The organism is Clostridium sartagoforme, from assembly GCF_004794105.1.
In the GTDB taxonomy this organism is placed as follows: Bacteria; Bacillota; Clostridia; order Clostridiales; family Clostridiaceae; genus Clostridium; species Clostridium sartagoforme_B.
The window spans coordinates 925,845-950,029 of sequence record NZ_SRYR01000001.1 but is presented as its reverse complement, the minus strand read 5'-3'; the positions used below and the strand labels follow the sequence as shown (position 1 = coordinate 950,029).

Sequence of the window (24,185 nt, the reverse complement as noted above, 5' to 3'; positions counted from 1 at the left end):
TCCTAGCTATCTTTAATGTCGACATTAGTTATTCTTAAAAAAGATACTATATTCGCCTTAATTTTATACAAATTCTAAAATAAGTCTTATTATCTTATATTTATTGCTTTTTTCTAAACAAATTAAATAATCTTTAAATAAAAAAAGGGCTAAGAAAATCTTAACCCTTTTTATAATTTTACTTTGCGCGAACTTTGCTTTCAAGGTTTCCTCTATGTGATCCATCACAATAAGGCTTGTTCTTTGATAAGCCGCATCTACATAAATGAAGTTCTGAAGTAGTTTCAATAACTTTTCCTTCTCCATCTACTAATTCTAAGTCACCCTTTAAAATAAGGGGTGCATCGTCTAACACTTGTACTATTGTCTTTGACATGTTTCCACACTTCCTTTTATTATTTAAAACCTATAAACTTTAATAAAATTAAATTCAATTAAAGTTATAATTATCATATCAATACTTATTTTACTACTTCTAGTATTAATTAGTCAATAATAATTATTATTTGTTATTTTAGAGTTATTGTTAAATCATTATCTTATTTGCATATAATTACCAACAATAATACAATTATATGTATAAAGATAATAATCATTTAAGGAGGAGAATATATGAATATTAAAATTCAAGAAAAATACCAATTATATATTGGTGGTGAATGGAAAGACTCTTCAGATGGTACAACAATAAAGACATATAATCCAGCAAATGGAGAATTACTATCAGAAATTGCTGATGCTACTGAAAAAGATGTAGATGATGCTGTTAAAGCAGCAAGAAAAGCTTTTGAAACTTGGGGTAAGACAACCCCTGCTGAAAGAGCTATTATATTAAATAAAATTGCAGACATTATAGATAATAATGCTGAATATTTAGCAACAATTGAAACTATGGACAATGGAAAGCCTATTAGAGAAACTACAGGTGCTGATATTCCTTTAGCAGCTGATCACTTTAGATATTTTGCTGGAGTTATTCGTGCTGATGAAGGTGTTGCAAGTAATATAGATGAAAATACATTAAATTTAATCTTAAGGGAACCAATTGGAGTCGTTGGTCAAATTGTTCCTTGGAACTTCCCATTTTTAATGGCTGCTTGGAAACTAGCTCCAGTACTTGCTGCTGGTGATACAAGTGTATTTAAACCATCTAGTACAACATCACTAAGTGTATTAGAGTTTATGAAACTAATTCAAGATATAGTTCCAAAAGGTGTAATAAATATAATAACTGGTAAAGGTTCAAAGAGTGGTGAATATCTACAACATAATGAAGGAATTGATAAATTAGCATTTACAGGTTCTACAGAAGTTGGTAGAGAAATTGGACTATCTGCTGCAAAACGTATAATACCTGCTACCTTAGAGCTTGGTGGTAAATCAGCTAATATATTCTTTAGTGATGCAGACATGAATATGGCTTTAGAAGGAATTCAATTAGGTATATTATTTAATCAAGGTCAAGTTTGTTCCGCAGGATCAAGAATATTTGTTCAAGAGGATTTCTATGATGAATTTATAGAAAAAGCTGTTAATGCTTTTGAAAAAGTTAAAGTAGGAAATCCATTAGATTCTACTACTCAAATGGGTGCCCAAGTTAGTGAAGCACAACTAAATAAAATCCTTAAATATATAGAAATAGGTAAAAATGAAGGTGCTAAAGTAATAACAGGTGGGGAAAGATTTGTTGAAGGTGATGCAAGGAATGGTTACTTTATGAAACCTACTTTATTAGTAGATGTAAATAATAACATGAGAGTTGCTAGAGAAGAAATTTTCGGACCTGTTGGTGTAGTTATTAAATTTAAGACTGAAGATGAAGTTATTGCAATGGCAAACGACAGTAATTATGGATTAGGTGGTGGTGTCTTCACACGTGATATAAATCGTGCTATAAGAGTTGCTAAATCTATAAGAACTGGGCGTGTATGGGTTAATACTTATAACTCTTTCCCTGCTGGTGCAACATTCGGTGGATATAAGGAATCAGGAATAGGTAGAGAAACTCATAAATCTATTTTAGATGCTTACACTCAAAAGAAAAACATTATCGTTAATTTATCTGAAAAACCTGGTGGAATGTATATTAAATAGGCTACGATAGATTGATAATTTTATTCATTCAATTTTATAGTGGAGATATATAAGTTACAATAGCTTAGGAGCAAGCTATTTAATAAACTTACATGTCTCCATTTTTTATTATATATTCTTAATTATTCTTTTTACATGCTTTCGCCTTGCTCTAGAACTTTGTACATTCCCTCTTTTTAAACTCTTATATATATCTTCTATTTGATCATTTGAAAGCTTTATATTAGATTTATATTTTCTTATAAATTTCTTTAACTTTTTTACTTGAATAACTGGTGTTTCAGTCTTTAAGCCTTTTAGCTTAGATTTATTAGTAAATACTATTAAAGATATATAAATATCTTTTTCTTTTATAAGCTTTTCTACAGACTTTACATGTCCATAATTTTGCCTTATAGGATTATAAAAATGATTTTTTCTTTTATTTATACTTTGAGTCCAATATTTAGAATACTCTTCTCCCCTTATTGTTCCACTATAATCTTTAGTTTCAATTACAAAAACACCCTTTTTACCAACTAAGATATGATCAATTTGGCTTGTCCCATTTTCTTTTCTAATCATTATATCGTTTAATAATTTATATCCTGATATTTTACTAAGAACTTTTTTAACTTCTTCTTCTCCTAAGTTAATATCTTTAACTTTTCTTTTTTTTAATAATACTATAATTAATACTACAACTATTGCTATAATTATTATATTCATTTTTCTCTCCTGTCTATAACTTTCGTTATTCTTAAATCTGTCTATTATATTTTAGTAGTGAAATTATTCTTTGTAAATACTCTTTATTTCAGTTTAATACTTTCATTTTTTTATTTACATTTATACTCATTTACGAGTATTTTACTTAAAAGTATATTCTGTCTTTTTATAATTATTATTGGTTCTTTTAATTAAATATGTACTTCCATAACTTTTTTAAATTTTTATAAAATTAAAAGATATCTCAAAGTAATATTGATATATTTTTTAAAAATAGGCTCTGTTTTAATTAAGTGTTGATTATTGATTATAATTTTCAGATAAGGGTATAATATTAATATGAAGAGTTGTGGAGGTTTAGTTATGACAAATGTATCATCTGTATTAGCAGAAATTGAAAATTTATCTTTATATCAGCAAACACAAATTTTAGCCCTTTTAGAAGAACGTCTTATTTCAGGTTCTCAAGTTACTCAAATCACTAAAGATGTTAAAGAAATGAGATTTTCCAGAGGGAAAGTGTGTCCTCATTGTAAAGGAGAGAATATATTAAGAAATGGTAAATATAACAATAAACAAAGATACATTTGCAAAAACTGTAAGAAGACATTTTCTGATTTTACCAACTCTGCAACATATAACAGTAAAAAAACATTGGATAAGTGGATTAAATATGCTAAATGCATGTTAAATGGATATTCAATAAGGAAATGTGCTGAAATAGTTGAAATAAATATAGCAACAAGTTTCTTTTGGAGACATAAACTTCTTAACTGTATAAGTGAATTTCTTGGTGTAGGCTCTGTTGATGGAGTGGTTGAGGCAGATGAAGTTTTCTTTGCTTATTCATACAAAGGAACTAAACCTATAAATATGCCAAGACCTTCTCGTAAAAGAGGTAAACAAGTTAAGAAAAGAGGTATCTCTAAAGAACAAGTATGTGTTGGCACTGCTCTTGATAGACAAGGCAATTTGATTATAGAGTTATTATGTACAGGAAGAATGACATCCGAAGAATTAAAAAGACTTTATATCAATCGTATAGGAGAAGACTCTATTCTTTGTACTGATTCTCATAAAAGTTATATGCAATTTGCAGAAGATATGGAGTTAGAACATAAGAGAATTAAAAGGGGTAAGCACAAAGAAGATATATACCATATTCAACATATAAATAGCCTTCATTCTAATTTAAAAAGATGGATGAGTAGGTTTAATGGTGTTGCAACAAAATATCTTAATAATTATATGAAATGGCATAAATGGATAAATACATTTAGTTCAGAAAAAGAATCTATTAGAGTTAAAAACTTTATTGTTCATAGTAATATATCTCATAATTATACTAAAATAAAGGAATTTAAAAATAGTCAACCAATTTTCATGTAATACTTCAAAAATATGGAATTTTAATGCGAATATAATGTATAATAAAAATATAAATTATTACTCAACAGTATTTAGTTACGAGTTGAGTCAGGAGGTGAAATAGTGCAAAAAGAAGTTTTGCAAAAAGAAGTAATTTTAAATTTAGTTCCTATTTTATATTTTATTATTCCTATAGTTTTAGGAATAGTTACTGGTTTTGTTATTAAAAAACTTACTTTACGAAAAAAAACAATTTATTCATTAATAATACCTCTTTCTATAAGCATAGTTTATATTACAATTATATATTTTATTTATAATTCAAATAAAGCTGAACTTCAATTACTTACAATTTTGTTTATATGGAATTCATTTTTAATTTTCATTTCGAATATTACTTATTTATGTTTCTATAGGCTATATCTTTATTTCTATCAAAAAAGAAAAAATAAAATTTAAATTATTACGAACTAAAGACCGGTGAGTTAGAAATCACTGGTCTTTTAAATTTCGTATATATTATCAACATTATTTTAAAACAAAGCCTAAAAATAAATTTACTTCTTAAATACGAATATTTATTATAAAATTAATAATATAAAGAATAAATTCTATGAAAATTTTCTTTAATATAAGGAGGCAAATTAAATGAGTGATAATAATTCTTCAAACAAAACTGTAATTAATAAAACAATTAATAAAGGAATTACCTTTGGATCATGTTTAGCTATAGTCATTTCTTATACAGCTTGGAAGTCGATCCCTTGGGCTATTTTTCACGGATTATTAAGTTGGATATATGTTATTTACTATTGGCTTGTTTATTAGAATAATGTCTAGATATTTCATTGAAAAAATCTTAATTGCCTTTTAGATATTTACTTTACAAGACTTTTATGGTATTTATTGTAAGGGGTGATTTTTTTGAAATTATTAAAATTAATTTTAGTGGCCACTTTAAGTGTATTTTTAATTGGCTGCAGTAAATACGTTATTAAGGATAAACCTATAGAAAACGATACTTCAATAAATAAAATAACAAATGATAATAATGATGATAATGAAAATAAAGATACTCTTAAAAATATCATAGAAGATAAGGATAAAATCGAAATACAAGATAACAGTTTAGATGTATCCAATTTAGACTTAAGAAACAGCTCAATGTTAAGTAAGTATATAGAAGGAGTCTCCTTAGTTAAAACTTTTTCTGATAACAACTCATTATACTTAAAATACATAGAACCACTTAAGGATAAAATAGGACGATTTAGAGATATGCCAGAGGTTGTACTCTTAGAAGATTTAAAGTCATCTGGAGCTGAAACTACTCAATATTATACAGAGGAAGATGGTCTAAATGTTGATTTAAGCATAAATACATCTGGAAAAGAAGTAATAACTTATTCTGACATATTGTACAAGGCTTCAATTGAAAATATAGATACTACTTTTGATTTTAAGACTTCTAAACTTAACGAATTTAGAAATACCTTTGTAGATGTTAATGATTTAGACTATGAAAAAGTAAATAGCTATATCAAAGATATGTTATCCAAAAATATAGAAGACAACATGATTTTCTTTAATAAAATTGATGATAATAGCTATGAAGTTATAACTATAAAAGATGGTAACTGCTATTATAGACTTGTATACGATCCTAAATTTTGATTATTAAACTTAAAAAAGCTTCCAGGTTAACTAATTATGTTTTTTCTTACATAATAAATTTAACTGGAAGCTTTTTATTTATAAAACTATAGTTATTTTAGTTCCTACCCCTACTTTACTTTCAATATTAATACTACCATTATGATATATAATAATTTCTTTAGCTATTGCCATGCCAAGCCCTGATCCTTTATAAGAAGAGTTAGAGTTCACACCTTTATAATATCTATCAAATATATATATTAAATCCTCTTCCTTTACTCCTTGTCCGTTGTCTTCTATTATAATTTTTATCCTACCTTCCTCTTCTAAAAGACTTACATTAACAACAGTACCTTTAGAATTATGCTCTAAAGAATTTATTATTATATTATTAATTGCTCTTTTTAAATACTTTTTATCACATAGACTTATTACTTTTTCATTTTCATAATTGAAATTTATTTCTCTATCTGTATATTTACTATTATTTAATAAGTCTATTATATTTTCTTGTAATAATATAATAATATTTTCATTCTTCAAATTTATAGGTATAACCTTATTTTTTAATTTATAAACTAAGGATAAATCACTTACTAATTCTTGAATATAATTGCTATTATCTAAAATACGACTACTATATTTTTTAGCTTCCTCAATGTCTACTACGTAATCATTTCCTTGAATAAGCTCAGCATAACCTTTAATTGAACTTAAAGGGGTCTTTAGATCATGTGTGATATTAGCTATCCACTCTTCTTTTACCTTATCTACTTCAGTACGCTTTATTTCATTTTCCTTCAATACATTAGATAACTCATTTATATTTTTACTTACTTCTTCAAAAACACCATTTTTAATTGGCTTATTTTTATATAGCCCATTTTTTAAATCATTAATATCATCCACCACTGAAACCATTGGCTTAACTAGATATTTACTTAAAATATAAGCTACAATAGTCATTAATATTAAAGCAAAAACTATAATGCTTAAATGATATAACATACTTTCATCAGTAAATGTCATTTTATATCTATAAACTTTGTCTATAGGAAAACCTACTAAAAGCATATATTCTTCACCTTCATTAACTACTTTATTAGTAGTAATAGTTGTAGGAGCACTACTGCCCCAAGGATCTGTTATAAAATCTACTAATTCATAAGTACTATAACTTACAGGTATTTTATCAGGTTTATTAGCCTGATAAACTTCTTTATTTTCTTTATTTAAAACCTGTATCCAAATATTATTATCTATTAATTTATCAATATTTTCATTACTTAATCTTAAATCATTATCTTCTTCTAAATCTTTTACATATTCTAGTGCAAAATCCCTAGTACTAAAGGATAAGTTAAATACCTCCTCACCAAAGGAGAAATTCCCCTTATATATCACTATGTTTAAAATAGTATAAACAATCATAGTAATATAAAAAACCATAATCATTGATAAAACATATCTTAATGTCAATTTAATTTTCATATTAATCAACTAGCTTATAGCCAATCCCCTTTAAAGTTTTTATATGCCTTGGTTCACTTGGATTATCCTCTAGCTTTTCTCTTAAATGTCTAATATGGACCATTATTGTATTATCATAGCCATCATACTCATATCCCCATATATTTTCACAAAGTGATGTTTTACTAAATACCTTATTTTTATTTTTCACTAAAAATAGAATTAACGAATATTCCTTTGCTGTTAGTGATAAATTCACCCCATTTTTAATGACTTCACCTGTATCTTCATTTATATAAATATTCCCAAAACTATATATATTTCTTTTAGGCTCAGTATTTATCATCCCTCTTTTAAGTTGGGATTTAACTCTAAGAACAACTTCCTTAATATTAAAAGGTTTAGTAACATAGTCATCTCCGCCAGCTTCTAATCCCATAATCTTCTCTTCATCCTCAGATTTTGCTGTTAAAAAAATTATTGGGCATAAAGAAAACTTTCTAATTCTATCACAGGCTTTATATCCATCTATATCTGGCATATTAACGTCTAGTATTATAATATCTGGATTATTTTCTTTAGCACTTAAAATACCATCTATTCCATTATCAGCTTCATAAATATTATTAAAACCATCTTTTTTAAAAACCTCTTTTAATAAAACTAAAAGTTCTCTTTCGTCATCTATAACCAATATTTTTTTATCTAATATTTCGTTATTATCCATTGTTGCAATCCCTCCAAACTCTTAGTTATATTTTAACATAATCATATTTTACTTAATATCTGATTTAATAAAATCAATGAAATCAATAGTAAACATTATTAATGATAAAATAATAGAAACCATTAAAATAATATATCTTTCTTTATTAGTTATAGCTCCTCCAGAAATCATCATAGAATATGTCCATGGTGCATAAATCCAAAACTTACTTTGAGCTATAAAAATATTAGTTATAAGCATTATAACCCCTGTAGTTATTACTGGTATTATACTTATAAATCTTCTTCCAGTTATGAAAAGTAAAGTTATTATTGGTAGTGTTGTTATTATAATTTGTAGTGAATATTTTATTGAGTCTAATATAAAATTATTTCCTAATATGAATACTAAAATATTTACTGAAACTATATAAGATAAAGTAGTAATAATTAATAAATATAACATAACCTTATATTTAGATAGATAAATACTAGTTTTCTTAATAGGAAATAACATTAATCCTCTCCAACCATTATTATCATTTTCTACTTTAGTTACCATGCAAGCAACATATATAATATAAAGTGGTAAAAATAAAGTTATAAATGCCATTGAAGAAAACATATATATACCTTCACTAAGACCTAACTCAGCAATCTTCTCCATTCCCAATACCTTACTAAATGTAAAAATAACTATTATTATTGGGAAGATTATACCTAAACTTAATAAGGAACTTCTTTTTAATTTTAATAATTCTACTTTAAATAACTCCATATATATCACTCCTTAATAAATTTCTTTATTATTAAAATATCTTGTTATTAATTTAGGTACTATAAATAATATTAATACTGAAATAGTAAGCAGTATTAAAAGTTCTTTTCTACCTTGAGTTATTGAAAATAATGAGAATCCATATGGATTAAGATATTTTATAAAATAATCATTATGATAAATATTGGTAGAAACAATACTTAATACTGCAGCAATTCCAATTGATATTAATAAATTTTTATTCTTTATATTCAAAAATAAATGTATTAACATTATTACTAAGGAGGATATTAATTGAACAAAAAACATAATAGCAAAAAACTCATATGGGATAGGTTCCTTAAACTTAAATATCACTCCAACTACTATTAATGAAATAACATTTATAATTAGCATCACTACTGAATAAAAGCTTGCAACAATATATTTTGAAAGTAAAACGTCGCTTCTTTTTATAGGCTTAGTTAATAAGAATGTCCATGAATTATTTCTATATTCACTTTCAAATAAAGTACTTAATATTAATGCTGAGAACATAGGCATATAATCATTAAAATATAAAATTCGTTGTTCTTTAATTAATACTTGCCAAGAGGTTAATCCCTTTTCAATAGATTGAGGTAATAGCCAACTTTCATACCTTATAAAAAAATCTACACATAAAAGAATTGCTACTCCAATAGGTACAGCTAAAACAAATAAAATAACTAAGTTTCTTTTTCCTTTAGTAAACTCATTTTTTATTAAATTCATTAACATAGGTCTTCCTCCTTAGTTAATCCTAAGAATATCTCCTCTAAAGAACTTTTTTCTTGAGATAAGTAATTTAAATCATAACCTGACATAACTAATTCCTTGCAAATCTTCGAAGGAGTCAAATTACTTCCCTTAACTTTTAGATTTTCTCCTTCTTCTAATGCTTTATATCCTCTTGCAGAAAGCAATTTAATTACTTCATTTTTAACTTTATAATTTTCTAAACCTATGATTACCTCATTACTTGAATTCTTCTTTAGATTTTCTAAAGACCCTTGATATAATAATTTCCCTTTATTTATTACTGCTACTTCTGTAGCTATTAATTCTATTTCGCTTAATATATGACTTGATATTATAATTGTTATATTCTTTTCTTTAACTAATTTTTTAATTAAATATCTGATTTCTATTATTCCTGCTGGATCTAATCCATTAGTAGGCTCATCTAATATCAAAAGTTTGGGATCTCCCATAAGGGCCTCTGCAATTCCTAATCTTTGCTTCATTCCTAATGAAAATTCTTTAACCTTTTTATCTCTTACATTCCAAAGACCTACTAATCTTAATTTATCTTCTATTTCTTCTCTATTTAAATTAAGAACTCGTCTTAATATCTCTAGATTTTCATAAGCAGTTAAATGCCCATAGTATGATGGACTCTCAACTAAAGCTCCTATATCACTTAATATTTCTTCCCTATCTTTTTCTATTGATTTACCAAAGACCTTAACTTCTCCAGAACTTGGTTTTAATAATCCTAAAATTATTTTTATAGTTGTTGACTTTCCAGCTCCATTAGGTCCTAAAAATCCATATATTTCTCCTTCTCTTACTCTTAAATCAAGATTATCAACTGACTTTACATCACTAAAATCCTTAACTAAGCCTTTAGTTTCAACTACAAATTTACCCATAATCAATCACCTCGTATATTTTATAAGTAAATTTTAATATCCTTACCTTAATGCTAATTTCAGTTAACCTTAATTCTACCTTAATTTTAAAATGAAAAAATTAAGGTAATGAAAAAATGAAAGAATGAAAGAAGAGGTTTTGCATAGCAAAACCTCCTTTGTTTTAAAGATATCCTTATAAAAAATCTGTAAAGATTTTTTATAATCATTTTTTAATTTTTTAATTTTTTCATTCTTTCATTCATAAAATGCTTCGCATTTTAAATCATTCTATAATAATTCATAATTGATCCTTCCTTAAGGCCACAAGACTTATATAAGTTTAAAGCATTCTTATTCTTAATCTCTACATCTAATTCAATCTTACTTATATTTTCGCCCTTTAACTTATTTAAAACTTTAACTAATGAAGCTCTGCCGTATCCTTTTCTTCTATATTCCGGAATAATACCAAAACCACTTATATAAATAGAATTTTCTTCTTCTTTACTAGTTTTTATCTTTCCAATTATCTTATCATCTATTTTTATAAAATAAGTTATGTTATTATTTTTTTCTTCATCTTCAGGTAATATCATTTCACTACTAACATCCCCAAAGAATATAGTATTTAATCTATCTATATCCTCAGCATTCTTATTAGTAGCTTTTACTACTATACTTTCATTATTTATTTCTTTTACTTCCCACTCTAAGCATGTCATTCTACATTCTGAAAATGAGTATATACCCTTTGTTTTTTCAATAAATTTCATAGCTGAAACAGATTTATCATCACCAAGTAATAAGATTTCCTTAAAATTTCTTTTTCTACATTCATCAAGTGCTATTTCAATTATTTTTGTAAATATACCTTTTCTTCGAAAGCTTGGATGTACCATTCCATTAATTTCTGCTATATTTCTACTAAAGGCAGAAATTCCTGCATATCCAATTAGCTCATCATTTAAGTAATATAAAATCTCATTTACGTCATTTAAAGACTTATTATAATCTTTTTTTATTTCTATTCTATACTCTAGTTCTAGCTTTAAGTTTATATTATCTTCTTTTATACAAATATCTTCTAAATTTCTAATTAACTTTATATCATTTTCATCTAAATACTTCTTTAATATTATTTTTTGAGATTTAACTATAATCTCTTTATTACCCATGGATACCCCTCCCTAATTATAATTTAACACCCTTTACTATTTCTCTATTATATCAAACTGTTAATATTTTACCAATATTTACTTGACATTGAAATTATCTACACATATACTGTATATATAAATATAAACAGTATATATACTGTCAAGGAGGTAATGCTTATGTCATATTTATTAGAAATCAATAATCTAGAAAAAAAACTTGGCAATTTACATCTAAAAAGCATTAATCTTAATTTAGAACCTGGATATATAATGGGCCTAATAGGTGTAAATGGCTGTGGTAAAACAACTTTAATTAATACTATTCTAAATATATATAACAAGGATTCTGGCATAGTAAAGGTAAACGGATTATCAATGGATAGTAATGAAAAAGAAGTTAAGGATCAAATAGGATTTATACTTGATGAAAACATGTTTGAAAATACTATGACAGTAATTCACAATGCCAAAACTTTTGGAAGTCTTTATAGCAAATTTAATAAAGAATTATTATTAAAATTTTGTGAGCGTTTCGATATTCCTCTTAATAAAAAGCTTGGTAAGTTATCAACTGGTTTAAAGATTAAATTTCAATTAGCCTTTGCTCTATCACATGATGCAAAGCTTTTTATAATGGATGAACCTTCTGCTGGATTAAATCCTACCTTTAGAAAAGACCTTATAAGATATATGCAAGAATTAGTTGAAGATGGTACTAGAAGTGTTATATTTTCAACACATATTACTGAAGACCTTGATCAAGTTGGAGATTATATTGCACTTATACATGATGGCAAATTATTTTTCAACTTAAATAAAGAAGATCTTAAAGATAAATATTTAATAATCAATGGAAGTAAAGAAGAAATAGAAAGTCTTACCTATTCTAAAATAATCTATAGAGAATATGGAGAGTATCATAATGCTGCCTTTATAGAAAAAGTTAAAGGTGAAAATTATAAAACTTTTAAAACAAAGGTTCCCAATATAGAAGATATTATGTACTACTTAGAAAAAGGAGGTTATTCATATGCTTAAAATTGTATTAAACGATTTATTTATCAGCTTTAAGAAATCATGGATTAGTATATTGCTTTATACGATTTTTATGTTCTATATAGCTAATTATACAATTTCACTTTTTATTGTTCTGACGAATCAAGAAATGACAAGAGAATCAGTCTATCAGGTTTTTGCATCTGAACAAACTCAAAATATAATTATTTCAGTTACTAATATAATATATATTCTTACTTTATTTTTAATAACAAAAAAAATTCCCCTTAGACTAAGCAAAGCTATGTTTGTGTGCCCTGCTTCAGATAAAGATAAAATGAAATATATGTATCTTCAATTATTACTAAAGGTAATACTTGGTTTTGTATTCATATTTCTCTCTACATACTTAATGGTTGGTGTGTTTTTCATTAATAAAGGGCTAATTCAAAATATAATTGAACTTGGTCTATTATTATTTTTAATAATAACTTTTAATTTAAAAGTTGGTATAGGTGAGGAAGGTTTAAAGAAAAAAGATAAAAAAGGTTATATTATCTATACTAAAGAAGAAGAAATTATTAATTACTATTTCTTTTCTATACTACTTATAGAAACTATACTGTTTTATAGTTTAAATGCTATTAAAATTAATTCTAATATATTTATTATAATTGGATGGATAATTATATTTATAATAAATAGTTATGTAATTTATAAATGTACATCTCCACTTATAAAGAAATCTCTTTCTTTTGAAGATGTATATAGGCAAGTACCAGATAAGGAAGAAGGTTATTAATGAATATTATTTTAGATACTGAAAGTAATCTTTCAATTTATGAACAAATAATTAAATCAATAAAAAACTCAATAATCAAGGAAGAAATTATTCCAGGTGATATGCTACCTTCTATTAGAGCTTTAGCAAGAGATTTACAAATTAGTGTTATTACAACAAAGCGTGCTTATGATGAATTAGAAAAAGAAGGATTAATATACTCAGTACCTGGTAAAGGATTTTATATAAAAGAACCAAATCGTGAAAAACTTAAAGAAGCCCAATTTAAAGAATTCGAAGATCAATTTGATAATTTGATTCATGAAGGTAAAAAACTAGGTCTTGAATTATCAGATATGCAAGATATTTTAAAGACTTTATATGAAGGGAGATAATTAAAATGCCTTATATAATTAAATGTGAAGATATTAATAAAAATTATAAAGATTTCTCATTAAAATCTATTTCTTTTAATATTGAATCAGGATATCTAACAGGGCTTATAGGTGTTAATGGTGCAGGTAAAACTACTCTTATTAATATCTTAGCAGGAATTGATGATGACTTTACAGGAAAAATTCTTATAAATGATATAGATATTAAGAAAAATCCATCTAAGGCAAAAGAAGACATAGGTTTAGTATCTGAAAAACTTAACTTCTTTCTTGATAAAACAGCTTATGAAAATGGAATATTGCTTGGTGAGTATTTTAAAAATTGGAATATGAATAACTTCTATCTTTGGCTAGATAAGATGAATTTACCTAAAGGTCAGCCCCTATATCAATTTTCTAAAGGTATGAAAATGAAGTTCCAAATATGCTTTGCTATGGGGCATAGTCCAAAATTTCTTCTATTAGATGAACCTACTGCAGGATTTGATCCTGTATTTAGAAAAGACTTTTTAAATATTTTACAATATATATTAAATCAAGATGTGGGAATTCTTATGTCTACTCATATAACAAGCGATCTTGATAAAATTGCTGATTATATAATAATTCTTGATAATGGAGAAATTATGATTAATGATACTAAGGAAGCTCTTGAAGATGAGTTTAAGAGAAGTAAAATTGAAAGATCTTTAAATAAGAAATTTACTATTAGTGATTTACTTTAAGGAGGCATAAATATGAGTTTTATAGATAAAGAAAAAGAAAGAATAAAATACAATTATCAAGGTTTAATATTGTTCGGCTTTTTATTCTTTTACTTTATTACAGTGCAATCGGATATCACTAGACATAAAGTAATCTTTGGTAGTGGTATTGAAGCTGAACCTCTTTCCTTTATTACCTATCCCCTAATCCTAGGTATAGTAATTCTAATTATGTATTTAAATTCTCATCTTTTCTGGATAAAAGAACAAGGAAAAAAAGTATTCATATTAAGAAAATATGATATCATTCCTATAGATAGAAAAGAAATCTATACTGCAAAATTTAAAATTATCATAGAATATGTAATAAAATATATAATATATTCTATTTTCACTTATATATTAGCCCTAGTATTCAATAGTTATAAAGAAATAAACCTATTAAAAAACTCTATTGAAATAATTGAAGTTTCTTTATTAGCATTAATAGTTTTAGCTATAGTTTTATTTATAAATATTCTTCAGGATAAAAAGACTAAAAAAGAAATATAATCAAATTTGTATTTAACCAATATAAAATATAAATACAGATAAAACTTATATAAGTTTTATCTGTATTTTTTATCATAGATTTATAGTATTTATTACGGCATTGAATTTGTAATTGAGATTATAACTATTGTTAAAACTAGTAAAATAATTAGATAAGTAGTTAACCCAAAGAATACACTAGCAAAGACCTTATTGTTTTTGACTTTCATTCTTCTATAACAATATAATCCTAAGATAATAAATGCTAACCATAATATATAGAAGTAACTTATATATATTAGAAATGAATTTCTTATCCATAAAATACTTATAACTAAAGCTGCTATAGAGAAGATGCTTAATAAAATTCCTGAAAACATATTTTTTTCTTTCATAAATTAATAACTCCTCTTAAAATTTATAGTTTCGCTCTTCCATATACCTGTACTTCCAAAATCGTAATCAATTCTTACAGTATCCTTATCTTCCCATATTAACTGATAGCTATTAGTAGAAAATGGTCTAAAGCCATCATCTGTTGATATTTCTTGATTTAGAGACTTAATAAAAATACCAAAGCTCTTTTTATAAAAATGACTTCTTCCTGATAGTAAAAAAGAATCCTCTTCTACTATCAAAGTTCTATTTCCATAAGATGATTTAAAATTGAAATACTTAATTTCACTATAGAAAAATAGATATATTATTAAGCTAAATACTAAAATTATGGAAGTTATAATATTATAAGCAATCTTCAGCCACTTAACTTCTCGCTTTTTAGGAATCCAAAATATAATTGGACATATTATAATTCCTAAAAACAATACTAAGTTAATAAAATTTGGACTTATATTAAACAATAAAACTTTTATACCTTGAGGATTAAGAATAAATCTTATTACTATAAATACTAATAAAATTGCTAACCATACTCTTTTCATTATTATTATAAACTTCTCATTATCTCTTTTCATATTATTCTCCTTATATTACTGTAAGCAATTCAAATAATTACCTTATATAATAAGAATAAAAGAGCCAATAAATAAAGTCAATAATAATTTATTGTTATTCAATAAATTATTATCATATAGTGATAATATAACTTTTTATCTAATCTCATTAGAAGATTCTACCCACTAATTTAAAGCTTTTCTACTAAATATTGAAGCAGGTAATAATTTATCCTTACTCATAAAATCATCCCCTTAATTTTATACTTTATCTATATTTTACCATACCGCTTCAATTTACTATATAAATAGTTAATTAAAATATAGATTTAATGTAAGCAATATATACTACAGCTACTTAATCTTCTAAGAATTAATTTACTTGTTAATTACTTTATTTAGCTTAACAGCTATAAATGAACTTAAGAAACATTTAAAAACATCTCCTACTACAAAAGGAAATACTGCTAGCGATAGTGCTTGTACTATACTTATACTTTGAACTACACTCATAAATACTGAACCAAAGGCATATAAAACTATCATTCCAATAATTATAGTTACAGATAAGTATCTTTTAAAATTATAATCCTTACCTTTAAAATAGCTCATTAGCGGGGTTATAATTAAAAACCCTAATATAAATCCCCCTGTTGGTCCAAATATTCTTCCAAAACCGCTTGTTCCTCCTGAGAATACTGGCAAGCCAAAAACTCCTAATATTATATATAATAATGTAACTATAAATGATTGCTTAGGGGTAAGTATTAATGCTACTAAATTAATAGCTATTGTTTGAGCCGTGATCATTACTGGTGAAAATGGTAGTGGAAAAGAAATATATGCAGATATACATAGTATTGCTATACATATTGACATCTTAGTCAATTCATTTATTTTCATTTTTATTACCTCTTTCCTTTATATTAAAAAAAATTAATGCTAGCCAATATCTTACTTTTTCTTTCATATTTAATATAATACTTTCTATTCAGTATATAGTCAACCATATTTTATTTTTAGGTGACAATTAATTATGAATAATAAAAAATGGCTTCTTAAAAATAAGAAAACCACTTATCACTATTATTAAATTGTCCTAATTAACTTTTCTGCGTTAGTTAATATATTTTTAAGATCTCTACTATTTATATCTTTTATTGAGATTATTGGTTTTGGGGCTTCATCAGATTCATTAATATCTTTTTCATACCAGATAACATCTAGCCATTTTCCAAATTTATATCCTGTTTTATGGAATACTCCAGCCTTTTTAAAACCAAAATACTCATGTAACTTTTCTGATTTAATATTATTTTCTGTAACGCCTCCATATACGTTCTTAATATTTTGAAGCTTTGATATTTCAATTAAGGCAGTATAAAAGGCCTTACCTATACCATAACGCAAATATGAGTCATTAATATATATTGAAAAATCTACATCCCACATATATGCAGCTCTTTCTGCATGCCTACTGGAATATGCATATCCAACTACTTTATTATCTATAGTACAAACTAAATATGGATAACTTTCCTTAACATTATAAAACCTCTTTTTAAATTCCTCCATAGTTGGTACTTCATATTCAAAAGTTATTGTACTATCTTTAATATATGGAACATAAATTCCTAGTATTTCTTCTATATCTTTTCCCTCAGCCATTCTAATTTTCGCATTCATAAGTACTATCCCCCAATTACTGTATATACATATTTTATTATAGAAAAAAAGCTGCTGTCGCACAATAAAAAATTAATAAAAAAACTCCCTAAGGAGTTTTTAAAAGAATTTAACTTTAGTAATTCTGTAAGAATTACATCAATAATTCTTCATTTTTAATTTTTAATTTGAGCTGTTTATGCAACAGCTCCTTTTCTATTAATTTATTGTAATTCAAAGGCACCAGTATATAATTGATAATACTTACCCTTCTTTTCAATTAAATCATCGTGACTTCCACGTTCTATTATTCTTCCTTGTTCCATAACCATAATAACATCAGAATTTTTAATTGTTGAAAGTCTATGAGCTATTACAAAAACAGTTCTACCTTCCATTAACTTATCCATACCTTCTTGAACTAAAGCTTCAGTTCTTGTATCAATACTTGAAGTAGCTTCATCTAATATTAATACTGGTGGATTTGCAATTGCTGCTCTAGCTATTGCAAGTAACTGTCTTTGTCCTTGAGAAAGATTTGCTCCGTCTCCAGTTATTTTTGTATTATATCCATTAGGCAAATGCTTAATAAATGTATCTGCATTAGCAAGTTTTGCAGCAGCTTTTACTTCTTCATCAGTTGCATCTAATTTACCATATCTTATATTATCTGCTACAGTCCCTGTGAATAAATGTGTATCTTGAAGTACTATTCCTAAGGATCTTCTTAAGTCATCCTTCTTTATTTTATTAATATTTATTCCATCATATCTAATTTTACCATCTTGAATATCATAGAATCTATTAATTAAATTAGTTATAGTAGTCTTACCTGCACCAGTTGCACCAACAAAAGCAACTTTTTGACCTGGCTTTGCAAATAAAGTTATATTATGAAGTATAGTTTTCTTTTCATTGTATCCAAAGTCAACATCATCAAAAACCATATCTCCATTCATTCTAGTATAACTTATAGTACCGTCACTATGAGGATGCTTCCATGCCCATAAACCAGTTCGTTCATTTACTTCTTCTATATTTCCTTCATTGTCTATTTTTGCATTAACTAATGTTACATATCCATCATCAACTTCTTGCTTTTGGTCTAGCATTTCGAATATTCTCTCTGCTCCTGCAAGAGCCATAATAACTGCATTAAATTGTTGTGACATTTGACCTATAGGTTGATTTAAGTTTCTTGTAAGTTGAAGGAAAGATGCTAATGATCCAATTGTAAATCCACCAATTCCTCCTATTGCTAAAACTCCACCAACCATTGCAGTTAAAACATAATTTATATAACTTAGATTACCCATTATAGGCATTAGGATATTAGCAAAGGTATTTGCTTTATCTGCACTATCCCTAAGCTTTTCATTTAGTTCATCAAACTTTATTTTAGTTTCTTCTTCATGACAAAAGACTTTTACTACTTTTTGTCCTTCCATCATTTCTTCTATATATCCATTAATTGCCCCTAAATCCTGTTGTTGCTTACCAAAGTACACAGCACTTTTTCCGCCTATACCCTTTATTGTTTTAAACATTACAAACAACATAAATAAAGCAACAAAAGTTAAAGGAATACTTAAAATTATCATAGATACAAATACACTAACTACTGTAATAACTGATGAAATAAGTTGAGGCAAGCTTTGACTAATCATTTGTCTTAAAGTATCAGTATCATTAGTATAAAGACTCATTATTTCACCATGTTGATGGGTATCAAAATATCCTATAGGTAGCTTTTCCATATGCTCGAACATATCATCTCTTATCTTTTTAAGACTACCTTGAGCTACAAATACCATCAATCTATTATAAATATATGTCGTTAATGTTCCAGTATAATATATAATAGCCATTATACCTATAGCTTTTAACAATGGTGTGAAATTAGGATTTGATTGCCCTAAAAATGGAGTTATATAGTCATCTATTAATTTCTTTAAAAATAAAGTACTTGAAACTGTTGCTAGGGAACTTATCAATATAAGGGCAATGACTAATACAAATGTAAATTTATTTTCTTTAAATACATAATCTATAAGTCTTCTTAATGTCTTCATTGGGTTTTTGCTTTTTCTAATAGGACCTGGTCCCTTTTGTCCAAAGTTGTTTCTCTTAATATTAGACTTCATCACTACCAGCTCCCTTCATTTGTCCGTTGTAAACATCTTTATATATTTCATTTGATTCTAATAATTCTGAATGTGTTCCAAAACCATTAATTTTTCCATCATCTAATACTATTATCTTATCTGCTTCTTCTACCGAAGAAATTCTTTGTGCTATTATAATCTTAGTTACATTAGGTATAGATTCTTTAAAGGCTTTTCTTATTAAAGCATCTGTTTTAGTGTCTACTGCACTTGTTGAATCATCTAAGATTAATATCTTAGGATTCTTAAGAAGCGCTCTTGCTATAGTAAGCCTTTGTTTTTGTCCTCCAGATACGTTAGTTCCACCTTGTTCTATATAAGTGTCATATTTATCTGGTAGAGTTTCAATAAATTCACTAGCTTGTGCTGCATTACAGGCTTTAATTAAATCTTCATCAGAAGCTTCTTTATTACCCCATCTTAAGTTTTCTTTAATAGTTCCTGAGAATAATACATTTTTTTGAAGTACCATTGATACAGCATTTCTTAATGTTTCTATATCATACTCTCTAACGTCTATTCCTCCAACTTTAACACTACCAGTCGTAACATCATAAAGTCTTGGTATTAATTGAACTAAAGAAGATTTAGCACTTCCTGTTCCACCTATAATTCCTATAGTTTCACCTGATTTTATTTTTAAATTTATATTATCTAAACTTAGATTTTCCTTATCATCACTATAACTAAAGTTTACATTATTAAATTCTATTGAACCATCTTTTACTTCAAATATAGGATTTTCTCCATTTTTTAATGTGCTTTCTTCTTCTAAAACTTCAACTATTCTTTCTGCTGATGATTTAGCCATCGTTACCATAACTAAAACCATTGATAGCATCATAAGACTCATTAGTATATTACCTGCATAAGCAAATAAACTCATAAGTTCTCCAGTTGTCATAGTGTTTGAAATTATAAATTTTGCTCCAAACCATGAGAATAAAAGAAGTATTGTGTACATGCTAAATTGCATAACAGGCGCATTTAATATTATTAATTTTTCAGCTTTTATAAATTTATCATATAAGTTCTTAGAAGCCTTATGAAATTTGTTAATTTCATGTTCCTCTCTTACATAAGCTTTAACTACCCTTATTCCAGTTAAGTTTTCTTGAACACTAGCATTTAAATCATCATATTTTCTAAATACACTTCTAAATATTGGATGTGCATTAGATATAATTATATATAGAGCTATTGATAAGAATATTATTGCTCCTAAGAATATTAAGGCCATTCTAAAATTAATGTAAAAGCTCATAACCATAGCTGAAATAAGCATAAATGGTGCTCTTACCAATGTCCTTATTATCATAAGGTAAGCATTTTGAACATTTGTAACGTCAGTTGTTAGTCTTGTTATTAGTCCTGAAGTAGAATATTTATCTATATTAGCAAAAGAAAAGTCTTGAATATTGTAAAACATTGCTTTTCTTAAATTTTTACCAAAACCTGTTGAAGCTTTTGCTCCAGTTCTTCCAGCTGCCGCTCCTAAGGTTAATGAAAAGAATGCCATAATCAGCATTATTATTCCAACTATAGTTACATATTTCATGTTGCCCTTTTCTATTCCATTATCCACTATCATGGCCATTAAAACTGGAATAATAACTTCTAGTACTACTTCAAAAGCTATAAAAACAGGTGTCAAAATTGAATCTTTTGTATACTCTGCTATATAGCTAGATAATTTTTTAATCATACTATTCCTCCTTTTGTTTGATATAATTATTGAAATTCAAAATCTTTGTTAGATTTCTAACTAAATAATTAAATAAAATTATTCGCTTATGCTATTGTTTAACTTTACCAAATTACCTATAAAAATATCTAACTCTTCTTTTGAAAGTGTAGCAGAAATAATTTCTTCTATTTTAACTATTTCTTTATAAACTAATTTATTTACCTCAATTCCCTTATCTGTAATTATAATTTTTTTAAGTCTTGCATCTTCTGAAACGCTACATCTTTTAATAAGTTCATTTTTTTCCATTAAGTTAAGTACACTTGTTACAGAAGACCTTCTAATATCAAATTCTTCTTCAATATTTTTTTGAAATATATCTCTCTTTGAAGAATTTGTATATATAAAACCTAAAATTTTTACTTGCATGCCACTTATTCCATGTTCTAATCCTACTTTTCCTATTCTTCTTTTAATTTTATGAGATAGTATATTGATTTGTCTTCCAACATGTCTTATTTCACTCATTAATTTCATCCTCACTTTGTTAGACTTCTAACTAATTATATTCTTATATCTTTCAATTGTCAACTAAATGATATTCGTTTTCATCGAATAAAGTTTTAATTACGGACTTTATATTAACAAAAAAACTTTCAAGTAATATAAGTTTTCGACTTGTACCAAAGTAACAAGGATACTTACTTATACTACTGAAAGTGTTTTGTTTTATTAGTTTAATATTCTATTTCTTCTATACTTTATTATCTTTTTTATAAATACCAATATACCTTTAAATGATTCCTTATTTTTATCACTATATAATTTATAAGCTTCTTTTCTTAGTTGAATTGGGCATACCCCTTCATCTTTGCAATATCTTCTAAATTCTATAGTTTCTTTTTTGCTATTAAATATATTATTATTAAATTTTCCGTAAGCGTACACGTAGAAACCCTCCCTTTCTATTACCTTCCCTTATTTCACTTTGATTTTTTGTTGATTTTCTTAAAATACTCATTTCACAATTCCTCCTTTAATTTATTTTTATATAAAAAAGACCCCAGTTACCCAGGATCTTTAAAATATCACTCTTATACTAAATAAGTGCATAAAAAAACCATGAGCATAATAACTCATGGTAGTATACTTAATAATTTAAACTTTTTCTAAAAAAATTATAAACTAATCCTACTGGTAGAGCTACTAATAAAATATCCTGTATATTTAGTTTTGTTTTTATTTGTTATTGCATTAATAAACATATCTCTACCTCCTTAATTTTAATTTATTTTATGTTGTTTAGATAATTTCTCTTATTAAATATATTAAATTTTAAATATCGCTTAATATACTGAAAAATCTTTCTTACAACTTATATTACTTTATTAGTATATACCCCAATCCAGTTTTTGTAAACATTTCTTCTGAAAATTTATAATTTTTGTTATATTGATAAAGACTGCATATTAATAACAACTTATAATATAATTTTATATGCATCTAGTTAATAAATTCAAAAAAATACAAAGATACTGTAGCTTTAATTTTCCTTTCTGCTATAGCATCTTTGCATTCTATTTCAATTTAAATAAAAACACTGATTAATCTAGTTTATATTTTTGAATCTTCTATTCATTTCTACTTATATAATATGTAAATATAAATCCTACTAAACCTAAAAATACTCCTATCACACTATTTAATCCATCAATCCCTGGAAAAACAGAAAATACAGATCCTAAAATAAATCCAAAGATTAATATATAGGTTTGCTCTGGATATTTAATTAATAAGCTCTCAATTATTCTTGCACTTAATAAAGTACCAAAAATACCTCCTAAGGCAATAGGTATTAATATTGGAATATTAAATTGTGAAACTGCAGTTATAACTGTATTATATAAACCTAATACAAATAGCATAAAAGATCCACTTATTCCTGGTAGTATAAGTGCAGCTGCTACTACTATTCCACCTACAAAAAGCCAAATAAAATTTAAAATACTTAAGCTAGTTATAATTGATGAAGCATCATTATTAGGAGTCCCCATCATAAGAACTATTATAATACCCAAAACTAAGAATAAAATATTCTTCTTATTAAAGCCCTTCACTGTAGCTTTTTTAAACATAAGTGGCGCACCACCTAAAATAACACCTATAAATAAATAGCCTATTGGAATAGGGAAATTATCAAATAAAGTTTTAACAATATTGCTAAATAAAAATATTCCTACTATTGCTCCAATTCCTACTTGTAATAATATCTTGTATTGATTTTTAAAATCCTTCAAAATATTATTTACTGCATGTAAAAGCTTATCGTATATTCCTAATATCATTGCAATTGTTCCACCACTAACTCCTGGTACTAGCTGAGATATACTAATTGCAACGCCTTTAAAAAAATTCTTGATAAAATCCATCTACTACACTCCCACTATCAGATTATAATAATATAAATATTAACATAAATATATTTATATGTTATAGTTTTAACTTACATTTAACATAATAATACTACCTGTATTATTTTCATAAATACAATTATTATTTATGTTTAAAAATGCTATAATAATATTTAAAATGCGAAGCATTTTATGAATGAAAAAATTAAATAATGATAAATTCTTATATAGTTTAGGAAGTTTTACTCTACCGAACCTCCTAAACCCATTAGTTCTTTCATTTCTTCATTTTTAAATTCCTTCATT

26 protein-coding genes are annotated in these 24,185 nt (G+C 25.9%); 9 read left to right on the top strand and 17 right to left on the bottom strand.

Going from position 1 to position 24,185, the window contains the following annotated elements; all coding sequences use genetic code 11:
• Positions 1-178 precede the first annotated feature (178 nt).
• The gene (locus E5347_RS04275; protein ID WP_136004986.1) at positions 179-376 is read right to left on the bottom strand and encodes a CDGSH iron-sulfur domain-containing protein; all 198 of its coding nucleotides are present in this window, start codon (positions 374-376) and stop codon (positions 179-181) included.
• Between the two features lie 236 nt (positions 377-612).
• Between E5347_RS04275 and E5347_RS04270 the strand changes: the two genes are divergently transcribed.
• Positions 613-2,094, top strand: a complete 1,482-nt coding sequence (locus E5347_RS04270) for an aldehyde dehydrogenase family protein (RefSeq protein WP_136004985.1) — start codon at positions 613-615, stop codon at positions 2,092-2,094.
• 108 nt (positions 2,095-2,202) lie between these two features.
• Here the strand turns inward: E5347_RS04270 and E5347_RS04265 are convergent, their stop codons facing one another.
• Positions 2,203-2,802 (bottom strand): nuclease-related domain-containing protein, encoded by a 600-nt coding sequence (locus E5347_RS04265; protein WP_136004983.1) that lies wholly within the window; start codon positions 2,800-2,802, stop codon positions 2,203-2,205.
• A gap of 363 nt (positions 2,803-3,165) precedes the next feature.
• Here E5347_RS04265 and E5347_RS04260 point away from each other — a divergent pair, with 363 nt between their 5' ends.
• The 3 genes from E5347_RS04260 (at position 3,166) to E5347_RS04250 (ending at position 5,844) form a co-directional block, all read left to right on the top strand.
• Positions 3,166-4,191: an IS1595 family transposase gene (locus E5347_RS04260; RefSeq protein WP_136004981.1), complete on the top strand. Its 1,026-nt coding sequence runs from the start codon at positions 3,166-3,168 to the stop codon at positions 4,189-4,191.
• Positions 4,192-4,818: 627 nt separating this feature from the next.
• Positions 4,819-4,998 carry a hypothetical protein gene (locus tag E5347_RS04255; protein ID WP_136004980.1) on the top strand — a complete coding sequence of 60 codons (180 nt, stop codon included), beginning with the start codon at positions 4,819-4,821 and terminating at the stop codon, positions 4,996-4,998.
• A gap of 96 nt (positions 4,999-5,094) precedes the next feature.
• A complete protein-coding gene (locus E5347_RS04250; protein WP_136004978.1) occupies positions 5,095-5,844 on the top strand; it encodes a hypothetical protein in 750 nt (249 codons plus the stop codon).
• 78 nt (positions 5,845-5,922) lie between these two features.
• Here the strand turns inward: E5347_RS04250 and E5347_RS04245 are convergent, their stop codons facing one another.
• The 6 genes from E5347_RS04245 to E5347_RS04220 all read right to left on the bottom strand — a co-directional run bounded on the left by E5347_RS04245 (position 5,923) and on the right by E5347_RS04220 (position 11,609).
• The gene (locus E5347_RS04245; protein WP_136004976.1) at positions 5,923-7,317 is read right to left on the bottom strand and encodes a sensor histidine kinase; all 1,395 of its coding nucleotides are present in this window, start codon (positions 7,315-7,317) and stop codon (positions 5,923-5,925) included.
• Position 7,318: 1 nt separating this feature from the next.
• Positions 7,319-8,023, bottom strand: coding sequence for a response regulator transcription factor (locus E5347_RS04240; protein ID WP_136004975.1), 705 nt, complete (start codon positions 8,021-8,023; stop codon positions 7,319-7,321).
• 48 nt (positions 8,024-8,071) lie between these two features.
• Entirely contained in the window at positions 8,072-8,779 is a 708-nt protein-coding gene (locus tag E5347_RS04235) for an ABC transporter permease (RefSeq protein WP_136004973.1), read from the bottom strand.
• Between the two features lie 12 nt (positions 8,780-8,791).
• The gene (locus tag E5347_RS04230) at positions 8,792-9,538 is read right to left on the bottom strand and encodes an ABC transporter permease (protein ID WP_136004971.1); all 747 of its coding nucleotides are present in this window, start codon (positions 9,536-9,538) and stop codon (positions 8,792-8,794) included.
• Positions 9,532-10,452 (bottom strand): ABC transporter ATP-binding protein, encoded by a 921-nt coding sequence (locus E5347_RS04225; RefSeq protein ID WP_136004970.1) that lies wholly within the window; start codon positions 10,450-10,452, stop codon positions 9,532-9,534. The genes E5347_RS04230 and E5347_RS04225 overlap by 7 nt, the downstream gene beginning before the upstream one ends.
• 260 nt (positions 10,453-10,712) lie before the next feature.
• Positions 10,713-11,609 (bottom strand): GNAT family N-acetyltransferase, encoded by an 897-nt coding sequence (locus E5347_RS04220; RefSeq protein ID WP_136004968.1) that lies wholly within the window; start codon positions 11,607-11,609, stop codon positions 10,713-10,715.
• A gap of 159 nt (positions 11,610-11,768) precedes the next feature.
• Between E5347_RS04220 and E5347_RS04215 the strand changes: the two genes are divergently transcribed.
• Genes E5347_RS04215 through E5347_RS04195 form a run of 5 tightly spaced genes read left to right on the top strand, consistent with a single transcriptional unit; the run spans position 11,769 to position 15,019 of the window.
• Entirely contained in the window at positions 11,769-12,629 is an 861-nt protein-coding gene (locus tag E5347_RS04215; protein WP_136004967.1) for an ABC transporter ATP-binding protein, read from the top strand.
• On the top strand, positions 12,622-13,389 hold the full coding sequence (locus E5347_RS04210; RefSeq protein ID WP_136004965.1) for a hypothetical protein: 768 nt from the start codon (positions 12,622-12,624) through the stop codon (positions 13,387-13,389). The genes E5347_RS04215 and E5347_RS04210 overlap by 8 nt, the downstream gene beginning before the upstream one ends.
• Positions 13,389-13,763: a GntR family transcriptional regulator gene (locus E5347_RS04205; RefSeq protein WP_136004964.1), complete on the top strand. Its 375-nt coding sequence runs from the start codon at positions 13,389-13,391 to the stop codon at positions 13,761-13,763. Before E5347_RS04210 ends, E5347_RS04205 begins: the two co-directional genes overlap by 1 nt.
• 5 nt (positions 13,764-13,768) lie before the next feature.
• The gene (locus tag E5347_RS04200) at positions 13,769-14,488 is read left to right on the top strand and encodes an ABC transporter ATP-binding protein (RefSeq protein ID WP_136004962.1); all 720 of its coding nucleotides are present in this window, start codon (positions 13,769-13,771) and stop codon (positions 14,486-14,488) included.
• Positions 14,489-14,500: 12 nt separating this feature from the next.
• A complete protein-coding gene (locus E5347_RS04195; protein ID WP_136004961.1) occupies positions 14,501-15,019 on the top strand; it encodes a hypothetical protein in 519 nt (172 codons plus the stop codon).
• 92 nt (positions 15,020-15,111) lie between these two features.
• On the opposite strand, the gene E5347_RS04190 is transcribed toward E5347_RS04195, so the two are convergent.
• The 9 genes from E5347_RS04190 to E5347_RS04150 form a co-directional block, all read right to left on the bottom strand.
• Complete coding sequence (locus E5347_RS04190) at positions 15,112-15,393, bottom strand: hypothetical protein (protein WP_136004959.1); 282 nt, start codon at positions 15,391-15,393, stop codon at positions 15,112-15,114.
• 3 nt (positions 15,394-15,396) lie between these two features.
• Complete coding sequence (locus tag E5347_RS04185; RefSeq protein ID WP_136004958.1) at positions 15,397-15,972, bottom strand: hypothetical protein; 576 nt, start codon at positions 15,970-15,972, stop codon at positions 15,397-15,399.
• A gap of 357 nt (positions 15,973-16,329) precedes the next feature.
• On the bottom strand, positions 16,330-16,854 hold the full coding sequence (locus E5347_RS04180) for a biotin transporter BioY (protein ID WP_136004956.1): 525 nt from the start codon (positions 16,852-16,854) through the stop codon (positions 16,330-16,332).
• Positions 16,855-17,040: 186 nt separating this feature from the next.
• The gene (locus E5347_RS04175) at positions 17,041-17,637 is read right to left on the bottom strand and encodes a GNAT family N-acetyltransferase (RefSeq protein ID WP_136004955.1); all 597 of its coding nucleotides are present in this window, start codon (positions 17,635-17,637) and stop codon (positions 17,041-17,043) included.
• A 203-nt stretch (positions 17,638-17,840) separates the two neighbouring features.
• The gene (locus E5347_RS04170; RefSeq protein WP_168354894.1) at positions 17,841-19,760 is read right to left on the bottom strand and encodes an ABC transporter ATP-binding protein; all 1,920 of its coding nucleotides are present in this window, start codon (positions 19,758-19,760) and stop codon (positions 17,841-17,843) included.
• Positions 19,750-21,486, bottom strand: a complete 1,737-nt coding sequence (locus tag E5347_RS04165; RefSeq protein ID WP_136004953.1) for an ABC transporter ATP-binding protein — start codon at positions 21,484-21,486, stop codon at positions 19,750-19,752. Before E5347_RS04165 ends, E5347_RS04170 begins: the two co-directional genes overlap by 11 nt.
• Before the next feature lie 78 nt (positions 21,487-21,564).
• Positions 21,565-21,996 carry a MarR family winged helix-turn-helix transcriptional regulator gene (locus E5347_RS04160; RefSeq protein WP_136004952.1) on the bottom strand — a complete coding sequence of 144 codons (432 nt, stop codon included), beginning with the start codon at positions 21,994-21,996 and terminating at the stop codon, positions 21,565-21,567.
• Positions 21,997-22,200: 204 nt separating this feature from the next.
• On the bottom strand, positions 22,201-22,416 hold the full coding sequence (locus tag E5347_RS04155) for a hypothetical protein (protein ID WP_136004950.1): 216 nt from the start codon (positions 22,414-22,416) through the stop codon (positions 22,201-22,203).
• A 683-nt stretch (positions 22,417-23,099) separates the two neighbouring features.
• Positions 23,100-23,897, bottom strand: a complete 798-nt coding sequence (locus tag E5347_RS04150; protein ID WP_136004948.1) for a DUF368 domain-containing protein — start codon at positions 23,895-23,897, stop codon at positions 23,100-23,102.
• Between the last annotated feature and the right edge of the window lie 288 nt (positions 23,898-24,185).